At 31.8% G+C, this 18996-nt stretch carries 10 protein-coding genes and 1 tRNA gene; 9 read left to right on the forward strand and 2 right to left on the reverse strand.

Features of this window, described 5'->3' with window-relative positions:
* Window positions 1-112: 112 nt before the first annotated feature.
* Both WG951_RS12150 and WG951_RS12155 read left to right on the forward strand, forming a co-directional pair.
* Window positions 113-1300: a phosphoglycerate kinase gene (locus tag WG951_RS12150; RefSeq protein ID WP_105049548.1), complete on the forward strand. Its 1188-nt coding sequence runs from the start codon at window positions 113-115 to the stop codon at window positions 1298-1300.
* A gap of 255 nt (window positions 1301-1555) precedes the next feature.
* On the forward strand, window positions 1556-2596 hold the full coding sequence (locus WG951_RS12155; RefSeq protein ID WP_105049547.1) for an aldo/keto reductase: 1041 nt from the start codon (window positions 1556-1558) through the stop codon (window positions 2594-2596).
* A 141-nt stretch (window positions 2597-2737) separates the two neighbouring features.
* Here WG951_RS12155 and WG951_RS12160 read toward each other — a convergent pair whose 3' ends face one another.
* Together WG951_RS12160 and WG951_RS12165 are read right to left on the reverse strand one after the other, a co-directional pair.
* Window positions 2738-3040, reverse strand: coding sequence for a DUF6370 family protein (locus tag WG951_RS12160; RefSeq protein ID WP_105049546.1), 303 nt, complete (start codon window positions 3038-3040; stop codon window positions 2738-2740).
* 212 nt (window positions 3041-3252) lie between these two features.
* Window positions 3253-4938 (reverse strand): glutamine--tRNA ligase/YqeY domain fusion protein, encoded by a 1686-nt coding sequence (locus WG951_RS12165; RefSeq protein ID WP_105050592.1) that lies wholly within the window; start codon window positions 4936-4938, stop codon window positions 3253-3255.
* Between the two features lie 218 nt (window positions 4939-5156).
* Here WG951_RS12165 and folB point away from each other — a divergent pair, with 218 nt between their 5' ends.
* The 7 genes from folB (at window position 5157) to WG951_RS12200 (ending at window position 18990) form a co-directional block, all read left to right on the forward strand.
* Window positions 5157-5513: a dihydroneopterin aldolase gene (gene folB / locus WG951_RS12170; RefSeq protein ID WP_068449179.1), complete on the forward strand. Its 357-nt coding sequence runs from the start codon at window positions 5157-5159 to the stop codon at window positions 5511-5513.
* Between the two features lie 96 nt (window positions 5514-5609).
* A tRNA-Cys gene (locus WG951_RS12175) sits at window positions 5610-5680 on the forward strand.
* Between the two features lie 137 nt (window positions 5681-5817).
* Window positions 5818-11367, forward strand: coding sequence for an alpha-2-macroglobulin family protein (locus WG951_RS12180; protein WP_105049545.1), 5550 nt, complete (start codon window positions 5818-5820; stop codon window positions 11365-11367).
* A 415-nt stretch (window positions 11368-11782) separates the two neighbouring features.
* Window positions 11783-14131 (forward strand): penicillin-binding protein 1C, encoded by a 2349-nt coding sequence (gene pbpC / locus WG951_RS12185; protein WP_245893530.1) that lies wholly within the window; start codon window positions 11783-11785, stop codon window positions 14129-14131.
* A gap of 464 nt (window positions 14132-14595) precedes the next feature.
* Window positions 14596-15441 carry an MBL fold metallo-hydrolase gene (locus WG951_RS12190; protein ID WP_105049543.1) on the forward strand — a complete coding sequence of 282 codons (846 nt, stop codon included), beginning with the start codon at window positions 14596-14598 and terminating at the stop codon, window positions 15439-15441.
* Between the two features lie 13 nt (window positions 15442-15454).
* The gene (locus WG951_RS12195) at window positions 15455-17095 is read left to right on the forward strand and encodes a S8 family peptidase (protein WP_105049542.1); all 1641 of its coding nucleotides are present in this window, start codon (window positions 15455-15457) and stop codon (window positions 17093-17095) included.
* A 68-nt stretch (window positions 17096-17163) separates the two neighbouring features.
* A complete protein-coding gene (locus WG951_RS12200; protein ID WP_105049541.1) occupies window positions 17164-18990 on the forward strand; it encodes a M1 family metallopeptidase in 1827 nt (608 codons plus the stop codon).
* Window positions 18991-18996: the final 6 nt, after the last annotated feature.

The following is an 18996-nucleotide window of genomic DNA, read 5'->3' on the forward strand; positions in this document are numbered from 1 at the left end:
AATAGAAGTAAGCGTTGTCTTTATCTTCGCAAACGTTGTATTAAATTTTGGGTTTTAGAGTTCAAAAAGAGTAAATAATTCGGTATTTTTGTTGAAAATAGATTAATAAAAGATGAAAACACTAAAAGATTTTAATTTCAAGAATAAGAAAGCGTTAATTCGTGTAGATTTTAATGTGCCTTTAAATGATAAATTTGAAGTAACGGATGCTACTAGAATTCAAGCTGCAAAATCTACAATTATAGATATTTTAGAGCAAGAAGGAAGCTGTGTGTTAATGTCTCATTTAGGACGTCCAAAAGGATTTCAAGATGAGTTTTCATTAAGTCATATTGTAGCCAAAGCAACTGAAATTTTGGGTGTAAATGTAAAATTTGTGGCAGATTGTATTGGTGATAAAGTAGAAGAAGCCGTTGCAAATTTACAGTCTGGAGAAATCTTATTATTAGAAAACTTACGTTTTTACGAAGAAGAGAAAAAAGGAGATGTTGCTTTTGCAGAAAAATTATCTAAATTAGGTGATATTTATGTAAACGATGCCTTTGGTACTGCACACAGAGCTCATGCTTCAACAACTATTATTGCTCAATTTTTTCCAGAAAACAAATGTTTTGGAAACTTATTAGCAAGAGAAATAGAAAGTATAGACAAAGTATTAAATAATTCTGAAAGACCAGTTTTAGCAATTTTGGGTGGTGCAAAAGTATCTTCTAAAATTACGGTTATCGAAAATATTTTAGATAAAGTAGACCACTTAATTATTGGTGGTGGAATGAGTTTTACTTTTATTAAAGCACAAGGAGGAAAAATTGGAAACTCTATTTGTGAAGATGATAAAATGGAATTGGCCTTAGATATTTTAAAGCAAGCAAAAGAAAAAGGAGTAGAAGTACATATTCCTGTAGATGTTATTGCTGCTGATGATTTTTCTAATGATGCAAATACTCAAATTTGCGATATCAATGCAATTCCTGATGGATGGGAAGGTGTTGATGCAGGACCAAAATCTCAAGCAAATTTTGATGTTGTAGTAAATAAGTGTAAAACAATTTTATGGAACGGACCTTTAGGTGTTTTTGAAATGGAATCTTTTGCAGGAGGAACAATTGCTCTTGGTAATTCTATTGATAAAGCAACCAAAAATGGTGCATTCTCTTTAGTTGGTGGTGGAGATTCTGTTGCTGCTGTTAAACAATTTGGTTTTGCAGATAAAGTAAGTTATGTTTCTACTGGTGGTGGTGCTATGTTAGAAATGTTAGAAGGTAAAACATTACCAGGAATTGATGCAATTTTAAAATAGTCGTTTCACTGTTTATTTGTTTAATCGTGTAATTGTTTAATAGACCGTTATATTTTTAAATCATATTTCAGATTCTAATTAACATTTAAGATGTAAAACTGAGCTTGACTAAGTTTCATTTTAAAATATAAATTTATTAATAAGCGTGTAATTGTAAAATTACACGCTTATTGTTTTATAGAAGAATATATTATAATTTCGCGGTCAGTTTTTGTACAGTTACACAAATAAACAATTACACGTTTACACATTACTATGAAATACACAAAATTAGCAAATACAGATATTAAAGTTTCTAAGATTTGTTTAGGAACCATGACTTGGGGAAGGCAAAACACGCAAGAAGATGGTTTTAAACAAATGGATTACGCTTTAGAACAAGGCGTAAACTTTTTTGACACTGCAGAGTTATATGCAGTTCCTGCAACGCCAGAAACTTATGGAACTACAGAAACAATTATAGGAAATTGGTTTAAAAAAACAGGAAATAGAGATAAGGTTGTTTTAGGAAGTAAAATTGCTGGTTCTGGGCCTTATACAGCGCATATTAGAGCAAACGGATTTGCAAAGGAAGCAATTATAGATGCTGTAGAAGGTAGTCTTAAAAGGTTGCAAACAGATTATATAGATTTGTATCAGTTGCACTGGCCAGAAAGGGGTGTTAACTGTTTTGGTACAAGAGATTATCCTTATAAAACTTCTAATAAAGAGGCAGAAAATCATGTAGAGATTCTAGAAACGCTACAAACTTTAATTAGCGAAGGTAAAATTAGACAAATAGGTTTGTCTAATGAAACTCCTTGGGGTGCCCTACAATATTTACAAGCTGCTAAAGAGGTAAATTTACCAAGAATGGCTACGATTCAGAATTCGTATTCTTTAATACACCGTAGTTATGAATACGGAATGTCTGAAGTTTCTATGAGAGAAAATATTGGTTTATTAGCGTATTCTCCTTTAGCACAAGGAGTTTTAACAGGGAAGTATTTAAGAGGACAAAAACCTGCGGATGCAAGAGGAATTTTATTTCCTAATTATATTACAAGGTACCAGTCAGATTTAAGCGAACAAGCAGTTTTAGCCTATGAAGCAATTGCGTTAAAAAACGGAATGAGCTTAACTGAGTTGTCTTTAGCATACATTAATCAATTACCTTTTGTAACGAGTAATATTATTGGTGCTACAAAAATGAGTCAGTTAAAAGAAAATATTGGTAGCATAAACATTGATTTATCAGAAGAAATTTTAAATGAAATAGAAGCTGTTCATAAGTTAATTCCGAATCCTGCGCCTTAGATTAGTGGGTAGTTTACAGTCTTCCGTTTACAGTATAAAAAAAATCCGATGAAAATTATTTCATCGGATTTTTTTGTTTCTATTCCTGCGAAAGCAGAAATCTATTTTATGTCTTGATTTTTAATGCTTAAAATCTAGGTTCTATTCTTCAATCAATTCAATAGAACTCGCTACGAATCGTCCATCTTTAACTACACCAGTAATTTCTGCTTTTCTAATTACATTACAGAAGCCAATTTTCTCATCATGTGCATCGCCAAAATCATCAATATTAAAACCATCAACAAAATACGCTTTATCATTAAACCTAACCGCTAAGCTACACTCATCAGCATCTAAATGAAGCTGACATAGGCCGCAAGAAATTTCTGCAATTTGCTTCGTTTCTTTTTTATTAGCACAAGAAGCTAAAATTAATAAACTTAAAACGATTATTTTTTTCATAATTATAATTTTTATGAGTTCTCTACCGTGCAAGAACTGACATTTCGTAATTTGCTAACACCTAACACTTATTTGTCGGTTTCTGTCACATCGAGTAATTTTGATTTTTCATCAAAATTGTATCGAGATGTCTTACCCCAACAGTGATAACTGCCCACTGCTACTGAATACTAATTAGACAACAGTGATAACTGCAACTGAACACTTCTTACTTATTTCCCTCCCCAAGAATCTCTTAATCCAACAATTTTGTTGAAAATTAAATTATCTTCGGTAGCATCATCATCAACATTAAAATAGCCCATACGTTGAAACTGAAAACGTTCGCCAATTTTAGCCGTTTGTAAACTAGGTTCTACAAAAGCGGTAATTATTTCTAAAGAATTTGGGTTTACAAATTCCATAAAATCTTTGTCTTTGTGGCTATCTGGCGCTTCATCTAAAAACAACCTGTCATAAGCTCTTACTTCTGCTTTTACAGCATGTTTTACAGAAACCCAATGCAAAGTACCTTTTACTTTACGCTTGCTTTCTTCAGTGTCCATTCCAGATTTTGTTAACGGATCATAAGTACATTGTATTTCTGTAATATTTCCATCAGCATCTTTAGTACAGCTCGTTGCAGTAATAAAATAAGCATTTTTTAAACGAACCTCTTTTCCTAATTTTAAACGGAAGAATTTTTTATTAGCTTCCTCTCTAAAATCTTCACGTTCTATATAAATCTCTCTAGAAAAAGGAACCTCTCTGCTACCAAAACCATCTTCATAGTCGTTATAGTTAGCGTCTAAGATTTCTTCTTTTCCTTCCGGATAATTCGTAATTACTACTTTTACAGGGTCTAAAACACCCATTACTCTTTTAGCAGTTTTATTTAAATCTTCACGAATTTTAAACTCTAAAAGTGCTACATCAATTACGTTTTCACGCTTAGAAACCCCAACAGTTTCAATAAAACTTTTTATAGATTCTGGTGTGTAACCACGTCTTCTTAAACCAGAAATTGTAGGCATTCTTGGGTCGTCCCAACCAGCTACAATTCCTTTTTCTACCAACGTTAACAATTTACGTTTACTCATAATTGTATAACTCAAATTCAAACGAGAAAACTCACGTTGTTTTGGCGGATTTGGGTATTCAGATTTACTAAAATTATAAATATGATCTCTAAACCAGTTATATAATTCTCTGTGAGGTTTAAATTCTAAAGAGCATAAAGAATGTGATATTTGCTCAATATAATCACTCTCACCATGCGTCCAATCATACATTGGGTAAATGCACCAATCATCACCCGTTCTGTGGTGAGATTTATACATAATTCTGTACATTAAAGGATCACGCATTAACATATTTGGGCTCTCCATATCAATCTTTGCACGCAAAGTATGTTCCCCTTCCTTAAATTTTCCGTCTTTCATTCCTTGAAATAATTCCAAGTTTTCAGCAACAGATCTGTTTCTAAAAGGACTATTGGTACCCACCTGAGTTGGCGTCCCTTTTTGCAGACGCATTTCTTCAGAAGACTGAGAATCTACATACGCTTTTCCATCCTTTATTAACAAAATTGCCCAATCGAACAATTGCTGAAAATAATCTGATGAGTAACATTCATTTGCCCAAGAATACCCCAACCAAGCAATATCTTTCTTAATGGCATCTACATATTCTTGCTCTTCTTTTGCTGGGTTTGTATCATCAAAACGCAAATTTACGGGTGCATTGTATTGCAAACCTAAACCGAAACTAATTCCGATTGCTTTGGTATGACCAATATGTAAATACCCATTTGGTTCTGGCGGAAAACGAAAACGTAAATTTTCTTTAGGCATTCCGTTTGCTAAATCCTCTTCAATAATATGCTCTAAAAAATTGAGCGATTTTTTCTCTTCAGACATCTGTTTCGGTACAAAATTAAGCCCCAAAATTACATAAAATAACTCATTTTTAAGTTCTTTTTTTTGGGTGTTTCCCTGCGGGTCGTGCTTTACACTGTAGTTTTTTATAGTTTTAGAAAAAAAACTATAAAAAAGCTGCCGTTTCAATCACTAACACGGTTGTAGAAAGTCAATAAAAATCGGTTAATAAAGCTATATTTGTACTTTTAAAATACAAAATGGGAATAATACAAGTAAACAATATAAAACTCTATGCTTTTCATGGATGTTTAGACGAAGAAGCAAAAATAGGATCTGAATACAGTGTAGATGTAGAAATTAAAGCCAATTTAAAAAAATCATCTAAAACAGATGAATTGGCAGATACGGTAGATTATGTACACTTAAATCGTATTGTAAAAGAAGAAATGGCAATTCGTTCTAAGTTGTTAGAAGAGGTGGCACAGAGAATATTAGATAGAATTTTTAAAGAAATTTTAATGGTAAAAAAAGCCAAAGTTTCTGTGGCAAAAATCAATCCACCTATCGGCGGAAATGTAGAAGAAGTGGTAATTATTCTTACAAAAAAGCGATAAAGTAAAAAAACACTTGCAATCCTTGTAAATTTGCTTAAATTTGCAATCCTTAAAAACATATTTATAAATTTTTGTAAATTAGTTTTAAGATAAAAAGGTGTCTTGGCCGAGTGGCTAGGCAATGGTTTGCAAAACCATGTACAGCGGTTCGAATCCGCTAGACACCTCAAAAACCCCAGTCTTTAAGATTGGGGTTTTTTTTATTTTATACGAATACTAAATAAACAGTAGCGAATACTAAATGGTTACCCTTAAGTTAAAAAGGAACCCTTACTTTTGATAAGTGTTTACAAATACAATTATTATGAAACTTAAAAATCTACTTTTAACAATCTCAATTTTGCTATTAATTTTCTCTTGTAAAAAAGAAGAAATGAAAACCGATAATATCTTTAAATTTAAAGAATATATTAGTTATACTACCTCAGGAGTAGTTTCTGTGGCTAATAATATTGAAATTAACCTAGCTAAAGAAGTAGCCGGTTGGGAAGCAAATAAAGAAATTTCATCAGAAATAATTGTTATAAAACCATTTGTAAACGGAAAAATTAAAACGGTAAATAAGCATGCTTTTATTTTTATTCCGGATGAGGTTTTAGATGCAGATACAGAATATAGTGTAACGGTAAAGTTAAAAGAGATTTATAAAAATACACCTCAGGGATTTAACGATTACACGTTTCAGTTTAAAACAATTACACCTAATTTTAATATTCAAACGAATAACTTACAGTCGTATTCTAAAGAATATCAATATATAGAAGGTGTTGTAAAATCTGCAGATGTAATTTCTCTAGAAAATGCAAAAAAACTTTTAAATGCTTCTCAAAACAGCGATTCAAAAAATATAATTTGGAATGAATCGTATGAGAAAGGAAAAATATTTGAATTTAAGATTGATAGTATCAAACGTTTTGTAGACGATTCTCAATTAGAAATTTCTTGGGATGGTAAAGCAATTAACGCAACATCAAAAGGAAAAAATAAAATTTTAATTCCGGGTAAAAACAATTTTAAAGTACTAAGCTTAAAAGTTAATAATAGTACAGAGCAATACATTTCTATCAACTTTTCTGATCGCTTAAAAAAACAACAAAATTTTGATGGTTTGGTTGCTATTCAAAATGAAAAAAAACCTCGTTTTATCGTTAACGGAAATGAGTTAAAAGTATTTTCTGATAATAAATTTGAAGGAAATATTTTGGTTTCCGTTTTTGAAGGAATTAGAAATTCAGATGATTTTAAGCTCAAAAAACTTTTTAAAGAAACCATTACTTTCGAGCAAAAAAAACCACAAATTAGAGCCATAAGTAGCGGAACAATTTTACCAAACTCTAAAGATTTAAAATTCAATTTCGAGGCCATTAACGTAAAAGAAGTAGATGTTAGAGTTATTAAAATATATGAAGATAATGTATTGCAGTTTTTGCAAGAAAATAACATCAATAGTAATAATGAGTATCAAATTAAAAGAGTTGGTAGAAGAGTTGCAAAACAAACCATTACTTTAATTGATAGTAAAAAGAACAATACACAAAAATGGAAAGCATACAGTGTAGATCTGTCTAAAATGTTTGAGGCAGAACCTGGAGCAATTTACAGGGTAGAGTTGAGTTATAGTAAAAATCAGGTGTTTTATACGTGTTCAGAAAATAAAACTTCCAATACAAATTTAGAGGAATTTGATGACAATGACTTTGATGATTTAAGTATTGTTGAAGACGCAAATGCAAGAGAAGAGTTATATTGGGATAATAAATTATACGATTATAAAGACCGTGATTATGATTGGAGAGAAAGAGACAATCCTTGTTCAGATTCTTATTATCGCTATAAAGAAGTAACTCAGAATTTACTGGCTTCTAATTTAGGTATCATTGCAAAAAAAGGGACAGACAACTCTTATTTCTTTGCGATCACTAATATTTTAACGACAAAACCAGAAACAGGTGCTACCATAAAATTATATAATTTTCAGCAACAAGAAATTCTTTCTACTAAAACAGATTCAGAAGGATTTGCAAATGTAGAAACCGCTAAAAATGCTTCTTTTGCAGTAGTTTCTAAAGGAAATAACAAAGGCTATATTAGATTGTTAGACGGAAATTCTTTGTCTTTAAGCAAGTTTGATGTTGCGGGAAGTAAAACCCAAAAAGGATTAAAAGGATATTTGTATGGAGAACGTGGCGTTTGGCGTCCTGGAGATAATGTGCACTTAACTTTTATGCTAAATGATGCCGATAATAAGTTGCCAAAAAATCATCCTGTAAAATTAGAAGTAACAGATCCGAGTGGTAAATTGGTGTATAAAAAAGTAACATCAGAGAATTTAAATAATTTTTACAAGTTTACATTTTCTACAGTACAAGAAGCAAAAACAGGAAACTACAATGCAGAAGTTTCTGTAGGTGGTGCCAAGTTTTACAAGAGTTTAAAAATTGAAACAGTTAAACCAAATCGTTTAAAAATTAAAGTAGATTTTAATGATGAGGTTTTATCTAACAACAAACCTATAAACGGAACTTTAGATGTAAAATGGTTGCATGGTACACCTGCAAAAAATCTAAAAGCAGAAATTAAAGCTAAGGTTTCTTCGGCTAATTATAGCTTTAAAGCCTATAAAGATTATGTTTTTACAGATCCGTCAAGAGATTTTTCATCCGAAGAAATAAATGTTTTCGAAGGAAAATTAGATGCAAACGGAATGGCAAAAATAAATAGTAAATTAAGTATTGGTAAAAATGCTCCGGGCATGTTAAATGTGCAGTTTTTGGTGAGGGCTTTTGAAAACGGAGGAGATTTTTCTATAGATGCTTTTACTAAAAAATATGCGCCTTTTGAGTTTTTTGTAGGGTTAAAATCGCCAAAAGGAAATAGATATGGTTCTTTCTTTACAGATGAAAATCAAACCTTTTCTGTGGTTTCTGTTGATGAAAAAGGAGTGCCAACTAAAAGAGATGAAATTGAGGTAGAAGTGTATCAAATTCAATGGCGTTGGTGGTGGAGTTCTTCAGATGATAATTTATCGAGATATACTTCTAGTTCTTATAATAAACCTTATAAAACAATAAAAATTAGTACTGATTCTAAAGGAAAAGGGAGTTTTAATTTAAATATTTCAGAAAGAGATAGAGGTCGTTTTTTAATACGTGTTATTGATAAAAAAAGTGGTCATGCAACGGGTAGAACTGCGTATTTTTATAAGAATTGGTGGCAAAATGCTGGTTCTGGCGATAAAGAAGCTGCTAAAATGTTGGTTTTTTCTGCAGATAAAGAAAAGTATGCTGTTGGTGAAACTGCAAAAATTACATTTCCTTCAGGAAGTAAAGGGCATGCATTAATCAGTATAGAAAATGGTACAAAAGTTTTAGAAACTAAATGGGTAGCAACCCAAAAAGGAACAACTTCTGTAGAAATTCCTATCAATAAAAATATGGCACCTAATGTGTTTGTAAACATTTCATTATTGCAACCACATCATGTTTCAGAAAACGATTTACCATTAAGGTTGTTTGGTGTAATTCCGCTTTTGGTAGAAGATAAAAACACCAAATTAGAACCTCAGATTTCTATGCCAGATGAGTTACAGCCAGAAAAAGAGTTTGTGGTAAAAGTTTCAGAAAAAAACAACAAAACCATGACCTATACTTTGGCGGTTGTAGAAGAAGGTTTGTTAGATTTAACACGATTTAAAACTCCAAATGCATTTGATGTTTTTTATGCAAGAGAAGCTTTAGGTGTAAAAACTTGGGATATTTTTGATGATGTAATTGGTGCGTATTCGGGCAGCGTAGATCAAGTTTTTGCCATTGGTGGAGATGGAAGTGCTGCAAAAGGGAAAAATAGAAAAGCCAATAGATTTAAACCGGTTGTAAAGTATTTAGGTCCGTTTTATTTAGGAAAAGGAAAAACAGCTTCGCATAAAATTACCTTACCAAATTATATTGGTTCTGTAAGAACAATGGTGGTTGCTGGTGATGTAAATAAGGAAGCTTTTGGAAATGCAGAAAAAGCGGTGCCTGTTAAAAAACCTTTAATGGTATTGGCTACGTTGCCAAGAAAATTATCACCAAAAGAAAAAGTTACCTTGCCAATTACCATTTTTGCAATGGATAAAAAAGTGAAAAATGTAACGATTCAGGTAAAAACGTCTAACGGAATTTCGGTTATTGGCAATAAAACGCAAAACATCAATTTTGAGAAACCAGATGAAAAAATGGTGTATTTTGAATTGGATGTTTTAAAAGCAAACGGCATAAATACGGTAGAAATTATTGCATCAGGAAACGGAGAAAAAGCTACTTATAAAGTGGAATTAGATGTTGTAAATCCAAACCCAACTACCTCTAAATTGGTAGAGGCAACTATAGTAGGGAAACAAACCCAAACCATTAACTTTAGTACATTTGGTGTAGCAGGTTCAAATACCGCTACGTTAGAGTTGTCTACAATTCCGCCAATTAATTTTTCTGGTAGATTGGCGTATTTAATTCAGTATCCACATGGTTGTGTAGAGCAAACTACGTCGAGTGTTTTTCCTCAATTATTTCTGAATGATATTTTCGACTTAACGTCGGATAAAAAACGTGAAATTCAGGAAAATATAGAAAACGGAATTAAACGATTAGGAAACTTTCAGCAAGCAAATGGAGGCTTGAGTTATTGGCTTGGAGAAAATTATGTAAATGACTGGGGTACAACATATGCAGGTCATTTTATGTTAGAAGCAGCCAAAAAAGGATTTGTTTTACCATTAACTTTTAAAAGTAATTTTATAAGATATCAGAAAAATGCTGCAAGAAACTGGAGACCGAATTATAGTCATAATTACACAGATTTAGCGCAAGCTTACAGATTGTATACATTGGCATTGGCTGGTAGTCCAGACTTATCTGCAATGAACAGAATGCGCGAGTTTAAACAAATTTCTAACGAAGCAAAATGGCGATTGGCTGCAGCTTATGCTTTGGCAGGTCAGAAAGAAGCAAGTAAAGAAATTATGAGTAGTGCAAACATTAATTTTACATCTTCTAAATACAATTATTACTCTTATGGCTCTGTAGATAGAAACCGAGCAATGGCTTTAGAAACCATGCTAATTACCGATCATAAAGACGTTAAAAGTGTGGCAAAATCTATAGCCAAAGAGTTGTCTAGTAAAAGATGGATGAGCACACAATCTACCGCGTATAGTTTGTTGGCAATTGGTAAAATGGTTGTTAAAAACGGAGGAAAAGCCATGAATTTGAAGTATACCAATAATGGAAAAACAGTGGCTATTAAAACGCAAAGTTCTATGGTGCAACGAACTTTAGATGTAAAAAGCGGTACAAATGCTATCAACATAAAAAATGATGATAATAATATTGTTTTTGCAAGAATTATCAATTTGGGTCAATTGCCTTTGGGCGATGAAATTACAGAAGCTAGAGGTTTAAGTGTTGCTGTTCAGTATAAAGATATACAAGGGAAGGCTATTGATATAAAAAACTTAAAACAAGGTCAGGATTTTGTAGCAAAAATTACGGTCAGTAATCCTAAAAACGAAACGGTTAATGATATTGCGTTAACACAAATTTTCCCGTCTGGATGGGAAATTGTAAACACCCGTTTTACAGATTTTGGATCCACTACAAAAAGTGAAGCTCGTTATACAGATATTAGAGATGATAGGGTTAATTTTTACTTCGATTTGAAGCATCAATCTAAAAAATCAGAAACAAAAACGTTTTCAGTTTTATTAAATGCAGCCTATTTAGGGACTTATTATTTACCGGGAATTCAGGTAGAAGCTATGTATGATAATGATTATATGGTGAGAACTAAAGGGAGTTGGATTGAAGTTATTAAGTAGAGAAATGTCATTGCGAGGAACGAAGCAATCTTTTGATAAAAATTACAGATTGCTTCGTAAACTCGCAATGACAGATAAAAGTAGAATTGTTATTCCAATTGACGTAGGAAGAGGAATCTCATCATGAATATTTTGTTTGTGAGATTTCTCAATCGCTGAAAAGGCTCATTTTGAAATGACAATTGTACAGGGAATGGAAGTGTGATTGTCGTTACGAGGAGCAAAGCAATCTTTCGATAAAAATTACAGATTGCTTTGTAAACTCGCAATGACAGATAAAAGTAGAATTGTTATTCCAATTGACGTAGGAAGAGGAATCTCATCATGAATATTTTGTTTGTGAGATTTCTCAATCGCTAAAAAAGCTCATTTCGAAATGACAATTAAACCTTAAAAGAAATTAATACATCAAAAATTGAAAATAACAAACTACATAAAACGCCATAAAAAGAAAACAATTCTAGTGGTTGTTTTGCTGATTTTCTATGTGCTTTGTTTGCCCAATAGATTATTTACAAAGCCAACATCAACTGTAATTACAAGTAACAAAAACGAGTTGTTGGGTGCGTTAATAGCAAAAGATGGTCAATGGCGTTTTCCGCATAACGATTCGGTTCCGCAGAAATTTAAAACCTGTTTAATTCAGTTTGAAGATGAACATTTTTATGAACATCCAGGGTTTAATCCGGTTTCTATTTTGAAAGCATTAAAACAAAATTTACAAGCCGGAAGTGTAAAACGAGGCGGAAGTACCATTACGCAACAAGTAATTCGGTTAAGTAGAGATAATAGACCTAGAACTTATTTAGAAAAAGTAAAAGAATTAATTTTGGCAACGCGTTTAGAGTTTAGGGCGTCTAAAGAAAAAATTATAACCTATTGGAGTTCTAATGCGCCTTTTGGTGGAAATGTTGTAGGTTTAGATGCTGCTTCTTGGCGTTACTTTAATAGAAAAGCTACAGATTTATCTTGGGCAGAATCGGCAACTTTAGCTGTTTTACCCAATGCGCCAAACTTGATTTATCCAGGGAAAAATCAACATAAATTATTGGTAAAAAGAAATCGATTGTTAAAAAAGTTACGCTCTAAAAAAATAATAGATTCATTAACATACGAATTATCCGTTTTAGAAGAATTACCACAAAAGCCATTTCCGCTTCCTCAAATTACATCGCATTTATTGCAGAAAATCAATAAAAATAATAATGGAAAATTTGTAAAAACTACGATTGATAAAAAGTTGCAAATTCAAACAAATTTAATTGTAAATAATCATTATAAAAAACTGAAAAACAATGAGATATTTAATATTTCTGTTTTGGTTTTAGATATAAAAAATAGGAAGGTTTTAACCTATGTTGGCAATTCTGAAACAACGCAAAAAAATCAAAAATTTGTAGACGTTATAGATAAGCCTAGAAGTACAGGAAGTATTTTAAAACCATTTTTGTACGCAGCCATGTTAGATAGTGGAGATTTGTTGCCAAATATGTTAATTGCAGATGTACCAACAAATTTTGGAAGTTATCATCCAGAAAACTTCGACAAAAAATATGCGGGTGCTGTTTCTGCAAAATTAGCATTGTCTAAATCTTTAAATGTACCAACGGTAAGAATGTTGCAAAGTTTTGGGTTAGAAAAATTTCATCATTATTTGCAAAAATTAAAGTTAAAAGATTTAAAGAAAAATCCTAATTATTACGGGTTAACATTGGCTTTGGGTGGCGCAGAGAGTAACTTGTGGGATTTGTGTAAAAGTTATGCGTCTATGGCATCTACGGTAAATCACTATTCAGAACATTCGAGCAGGTATTTTAAAAATGAATTTTGTGAACCTACTTTTTATGCCGATAAAAAAATAGATTTCGGAGAAAAATCATCAGAAAAAATCATTTTTGATGCCGCTTCTATTTATTTAACTTTTGAGAGTTTGAAAGATGTAAATAGACCCAATGCAGATCAGAATTGGGAGTTTTTTAATTTGTCTAAACAAATTGCTTGGAAAACAGGTACTAGTTTTGGTTTTAGAGATGCTTGGGCAATAGGAACAACCAAAGATTATGTAGTTGGAGTTTGGGTGGGTAATGCAGATGGAGAAGGAAGACCTGGTTTGGTTGGCGTGCAAGCAGCAGCACCTATTTTGTTTGATGTTTTTGATAAATTACCAAATTCAGAATGGTTTGAAAAACCTTTTGATGAAATGACAGAAATAGAAGTTTGTACTAAAAGTGGTTATAGGGCTACTGAAAATTGCGAAGAAAAAACTGTAGAATTTGTACAGAATTCGGGTTTAAAAACCAAACCTTGTCCATATCATGTATTGGTGAATGTGGATGTATCAGAAAATTATCAGGTAAATACTTCTTGTGAACGCTTAGAAAATATCAAGCAAAAAAAATGGTTTGTGTTGCCTCCATTAATGGAATACTATTACAAGGATAAAAATCCGTTTTACAAAACGTTACCAAAATTTAGAAATGATTGTTTAGGAGAACAAAAAAATGTGATGAAATTTATGTATCCAACAGAAAAAAGCACCATTTTTTTGCCAAAGAACTTTGATGGAAAAAAGAATGAACTTGTTTTAAAAATAGCCCATGCAAATAAAGAGGCAGTATTGTATTGGTATGTAGATGATACGTATTTGGGAACCACAAAAGAAGTGCATGAATTTGGTGTGAATTTAGGGGTTGGAAGTTACTTTATTTCTGCTACAGATAATTTTGGAAACGAAATTCATCAACAAATAATAGTTAAGGAATAATTTATTAAAAGAGGGTAAGTTGCATGTTATCGAAACTTAGGCGCAGTTTATCGAATAGAAACTTTTAAAAAGCGGTTGAAGCCTATTTTTGTTGCTCAAGTAATAAAAATACAATTGATTATGTTTTTACAAGTTTTATCTTCAAATAATGTAGCAGCAGTAGAATCTGTTTTCGAAAATCAATTGTTATTTGTAATTCTAGGTTTAACTCTTTTAGTTTTTTTAATTTTAAGAGTTGCTAAATTTTTATGTAATTTGAGTTTTAACAGGGCAAGTAATAAGCAAGGTTAACATTCATAAAATATTTTAGGTTTTATAGGTAACCTTTAGATTTTTCTTAACAAAAACTTATATAATTTTCTACATCTTTGTTCTCTTGTACTTTTATGAAGTATTGTGAATATATTAAGTCTTAATTGATTATTTTTATAGTCGATTTTTTTTATGATTTTAATCTACACAGAATGAAGATATATCCTATAGAAACAGGTAATTTTAAATTAGATGGTGGTGCAATGTTTGGGGTTGTACCTAAAACAATTTGGCAAAAAACCAATCCGGCAGATAAAAATAACTTAATAGATATGAGCATGCGTAGTATGCTTATTGAAGACGGAAACCGTTTAATTCTTGTAGATACAGGTTTAGGAGCAAAACAATCAAATAAATTTTATAGCTATTATTACCTTTTTGGAGATTTTTCTTTAGATACTTCTTTGGCAAAATATGGTTTTCATAGAGATGATATTACGGATGTTTTTTTAACACATTTACATTTTGATCACTGTGGAGGAGCTATAGAGTGGAATGCAGAAAGAACTTTTTTACAACCTGCTTTTAAAAATGCAAAATTTTGGTCTAATGATAAACATTGGAAATGGGCAACCGAACCCAACCCAAGAGAAAAATCTTCTTTTTTTAAAGAAAATATTATCCCGATAAAAGAAAGTGGTCAATTAAATTTTATTCACAGTAATTTTAAAGAACAAATTGGTTTTGACGTACTTTTTATGGATGGCCATACAGAAAAACAAATGTTACCTATGTTAACTTACCAAGGTAAAACCATTGTTTTTGTAGCCGATTTATTACCAACTATTGGGCACATTCCTTTGCCTTATGTTATGGGGTATGATACAAGACCCCTGTTAACGTTAAAAGAAAAAGCAGCATTTTTAAACCAAGCTGCAGATAAAGAATATTACCTTTTTTTAGAACATGATGCTTATAATGAAATTTGTACGGTTCAGCATACAGAAAAAGGAGTTAGATTAAAGAATACACATAAATTTATAGACATATTTAATTAAGATAAGTGAGATTATGAGAGTTTTAAAACCTATTTTTTACGTAGCTTTTGCTGGTTTAGTTTTTTCTAGTTGTAAATCAATTTCTAAGATTCCTGTTCCACAGGGGGCAACAACGGTACTAAATGCAACCGCTAAAAAAGGAACGTTGTCTGAGGATGAGTTAAATAAATGGAGTCATGCAGACTTGCTAACAGATTCGATACCAGGTATGAGTCTTGAAAAAGCATATCAGTTTCTTTCTGGTAAAAAAGGAGTAGAAGTTATTGTAGGTGTGGTAGATTCTGGAACAGATTTAGAGCATGAAGACTTAAAAGATGTGGCTTGGGTTAACCCAAAAGAAGTAGCAGGTAACGGAATTGATGATGATAAAAACGGCTTTATAGATGATATTAATGGCTGGAATTTTTTAGGGAGTATTTATAAAGAAAATTTAGAATACGAAAGAATTGTAAAAAACCCATCTATTGCCAGTGAAGAAGAAGCAAAAGAAGCAAAAGCGTTTTATGATAAAAAACTAGAAGGTGCAGAGAAAAGTAAATTAAGATACGAGCAAATGTTACAAGGAATAACAAATGCAGACGATGTTATTTCTAAAAACTTAAATAAAACAGATTATACTAAAGAAGAGGTTTTAGCTATTGTTACCGAAGACCCTGCTTTATTACAAGGTGTTGCGATTGCTAAGCAAATGTTTAGTTTTGGTTTACCATCTTTAAGTGCAGCAAAAGCAGAATTAACTAAATTGGTTACAAGTTCTGCAGAGTTGTTAAATGGAGATGCGTTAAAGAAAGACTATAGAAGTGCTGTAGGAGACAATCCTAACACCATGGATATAAAAGTGTATGGAAATAATAAAACCGGTCACTCTGTAAAAGATGAAGCACACGGAACGCATGTTTCTGGTATTATTGCTGCAAGCAGAAATAATGGAATAGGAATAAATGGGGTTGCAAATCATGTAAAAATTATGGCTGTTAGAGCTGTACCAGACGGAGATGAGTATGATAAAGATATTGCTTTAGGTTTGCGTTATGCAGTAGATAACGGAGCAAAAGTTATTAATACAAGTTTTGGTAAAGGATATTCGCCTAAAAAAGAATGGGTTTATGATGCTATTAAATATGCAGCTTCTAAAGATGTATTAATTGTAAATGCAGCAGGAAATGATGGTAAAAATATTGACGTAGAAAGAACGTATCCTAACGATTCTAAAGATTTAGAAACAGAAATTTCTGATAACGTATTAACAATTGGTGCAATGAGTGCTAATTATAACGAAAAGTTACCCGCTAATTTTTCTAACTACGGTAAAAAGAATGTAGATGTTTTTGCACCTGGAGTTCAAATTTATTCTACAACTCCAGAAAATGAATACAAAAAATTTAGCGGTACTTCTATGGCTGCACCTTCTACCGTTGGTGTTGCAGCGTTAATTCGTTCTTATTACCCTAAATTATCTGCAAGTCAGGTAAAACATATTTTAATGAATTCTGGTATCAAAATTAATTTTGATGTAATTCAGCCAGGTTCTCAATCAAGAGAAAACCCAGAAGGAATAAAAGTTCCTTTTGCAGATTTATCAGTTTCGGGTAGAGTTGTAAATGCTTACAATGCCTTAAAAATGGCAGATGAAATGGTAAACGGAAAAAAATAATTATTAATTAGATAAAGCAGCATTGTAAAAGATGCTGCTTTTTTTTTAAAACTTTAATCAACTTAAATATGAGAAAAATTTACTTTTTAGGATTGTCGCTTATCATGTTAACTTCTTGTACGGTTACAAAAAACACAACTTCTGTGTCTAAAGAAACCTATTGGCAACAACATGTAGATTATACAATGGATGTTGATGTAGATGTAAACAAATATCAATACAAAGGAAAACAGACTTTAGCGTACACTAATAATTCTCCAGACGATTTAGATAAAGTATTTTATCACTTATATTTTAATGCATTTCAACCAGGATCTCAAATGGATGTTCGTTCTTTAAATATTAAAGATCCAGACAGAAGGGTTAGAGATAGAATTAGCAAATTACAGCCAGATGAAATAGGGTACATTAAAGTAAATTCGTTAAAACAAAATGGCGTTGCAGTTTCTCATGAAACCGTAGGTACAATTTTAGAAGTACAATTAAATAAACCTATAAAATCTGGAGAAACAGTTACTTTAGAAATGAATTTTGATGCTCAGGTTCCTGTTCAAATTCGTCGTTCTGGAAGAAACAATAAAGAAGGAGTTGCGTTATCTATGGCGCAATGGTATCCTAAATTAGCTGAATACGATTTTCAAGGTTGGCATACGCCTCCTTACATCTCAAGAGAGTTTCAAGGTGTTTGGGGAGATTTTGATGTAACCATTCATATCGATAAAAACTATACTGTTGGTGGTTCAGGTAATTTACAAAACCCTCAAGAAGTTGGTCATGGATATCAAGATGAATTAAAAGAGTTAAAGTTGCCTAAAGGCGATAAATTAACATGGCATTTTAAAGCACCAAATGTGCATGATTTTATGTGGGCTGCAGATCCAGCATACATTCATGATGTTTTAAAAATGGAAAACGGAATTGATTTGCACTTTTTATACAAGGAAAATCTTGCAGCAGAGTATTTAAAAAACTGGAAAGATTTACAACCTAAAGTTGCAGAATTAATGACGTATTATAGCAAGCATGTTGGTCAATACCCATACAAACAATATTCTGTAATACAAGGTGGAGATGGAGGTATGGAGTATGCAATGTCTACGTTAATTACTGGTAAACGTAAATTTGGGAGTCTTTTTGGCGTAACAGCACATGAGATGGCACATACCTGGTTTCAGTTTTTGTTAGCATCTAATGAAAGTTTACACCCTTGGATGGATGAAGGTTTTACAACCTATATTTCTAACAAAGCAGAAAACGAAATCTTAAAAGAAAATAAAGAAAATCCGCATGCAGGTTCTTATAAAGGATATAGAGCAATTGTTGCAAAAGGGTATGAGGAGTCTTTATCTACACATGCAGATAGATACAACACAAATTGGGCGTATAGCACAGCAAGTTATTCTAAAGGAAACATCTTTTTAAGTCAGTTAGAATATGTTATTGGTAAAGAGAATGTTGCAAACGGATTAAAAAAGTATTTTACAGATTTTAGTTTTAAGCATCCTACTCCAAATGATATTAAAAGATCTATGGAAAAAACATCTAAATTAGATTTAGGTTGGTATTTAAATGAGTGGACAGAAACAACACATACTATAGATTATGGTGTAAAATCTGTTGATAATAAAACAATTACTTTAGAAAGAATCGGGCAAATGCCAATGCCAATGGATGTTGAGGTAACTTATGTGGATGGAACTTTAGAAAGTTTTAATATACCTTTAGAAATGATGAGAGGCAATAAACCAACAACAGCAACCATTTTAAAAGATTGGGGTTGGGCAATGCCAACATATTCTTTTACAACTTCTAAAGCTGTAAAATCTGTTGCTATTGATAAAAGCGGATTAATGGCAGACATTAATTTAGATAATAATATTCTTGAAGTAAAATAAATTTTT

The sequence above is a fragment of the Polaribacter butkevichii genome (assembly GCF_038024105.1).
GTDB classification, from domain to species: Bacteria; Bacteroidota; Bacteroidia; order Flavobacteriales; family Flavobacteriaceae; genus Polaribacter; species Polaribacter butkevichii.

Excerpts from the sequence above, each read along its gene's own strand:
- WG951_RS12195 (WP_105049542.1), top strand. The coding sequence starts at position 15,455 with ATGAGAGTTTTAAAACCTATTTTTTACGTAGCTTTTGCTGGTTTAGTT.
- WG951_RS12155 (WP_105049547.1), top strand. The coding sequence starts at position 1,556 with ATGAAATACACAAAATTAGCAAATACAGATATTAAAGTTTCTAAGATT.
- folB (WP_068449179.1), top strand. The coding sequence starts at position 5,157 with ATGGGAATAATACAAGTAAACAATATAAAACTCTATGCTTTTCATGGA.
- WG951_RS12165 (WP_105050592.1), bottom strand. The coding sequence starts at position 4,938 with ATGTCTGAAGAGAAAAAATCGCTCAATTTTTTAGAGCATATTATTGAA.
- WG951_RS12200 (WP_105049541.1), top strand. The coding sequence starts at position 17,164 with ATGAGAAAAATTTACTTTTTAGGATTGTCGCTTATCATGTTAACTTCT.
- WG951_RS12180 (WP_105049545.1), top strand. The coding sequence starts at position 5,818 with ATGAAACTTAAAAATCTACTTTTAACAATCTCAATTTTGCTATTAATT.
- WG951_RS12150 (WP_105049548.1), top strand. The coding sequence starts at position 113 with ATGAAAACACTAAAAGATTTTAATTTCAAGAATAAGAAAGCGTTAATT.
- WG951_RS12160 (WP_105049546.1), bottom strand. The coding sequence starts at position 3,040 with ATGAAAAAAATAATCGTTTTAAGTTTATTAATTTTAGCTTCTTGTGCT.
- WG951_RS12190 (WP_105049543.1), top strand. The coding sequence starts at position 14,596 with ATGAAGATATATCCTATAGAAACAGGTAATTTTAAATTAGATGGTGGT.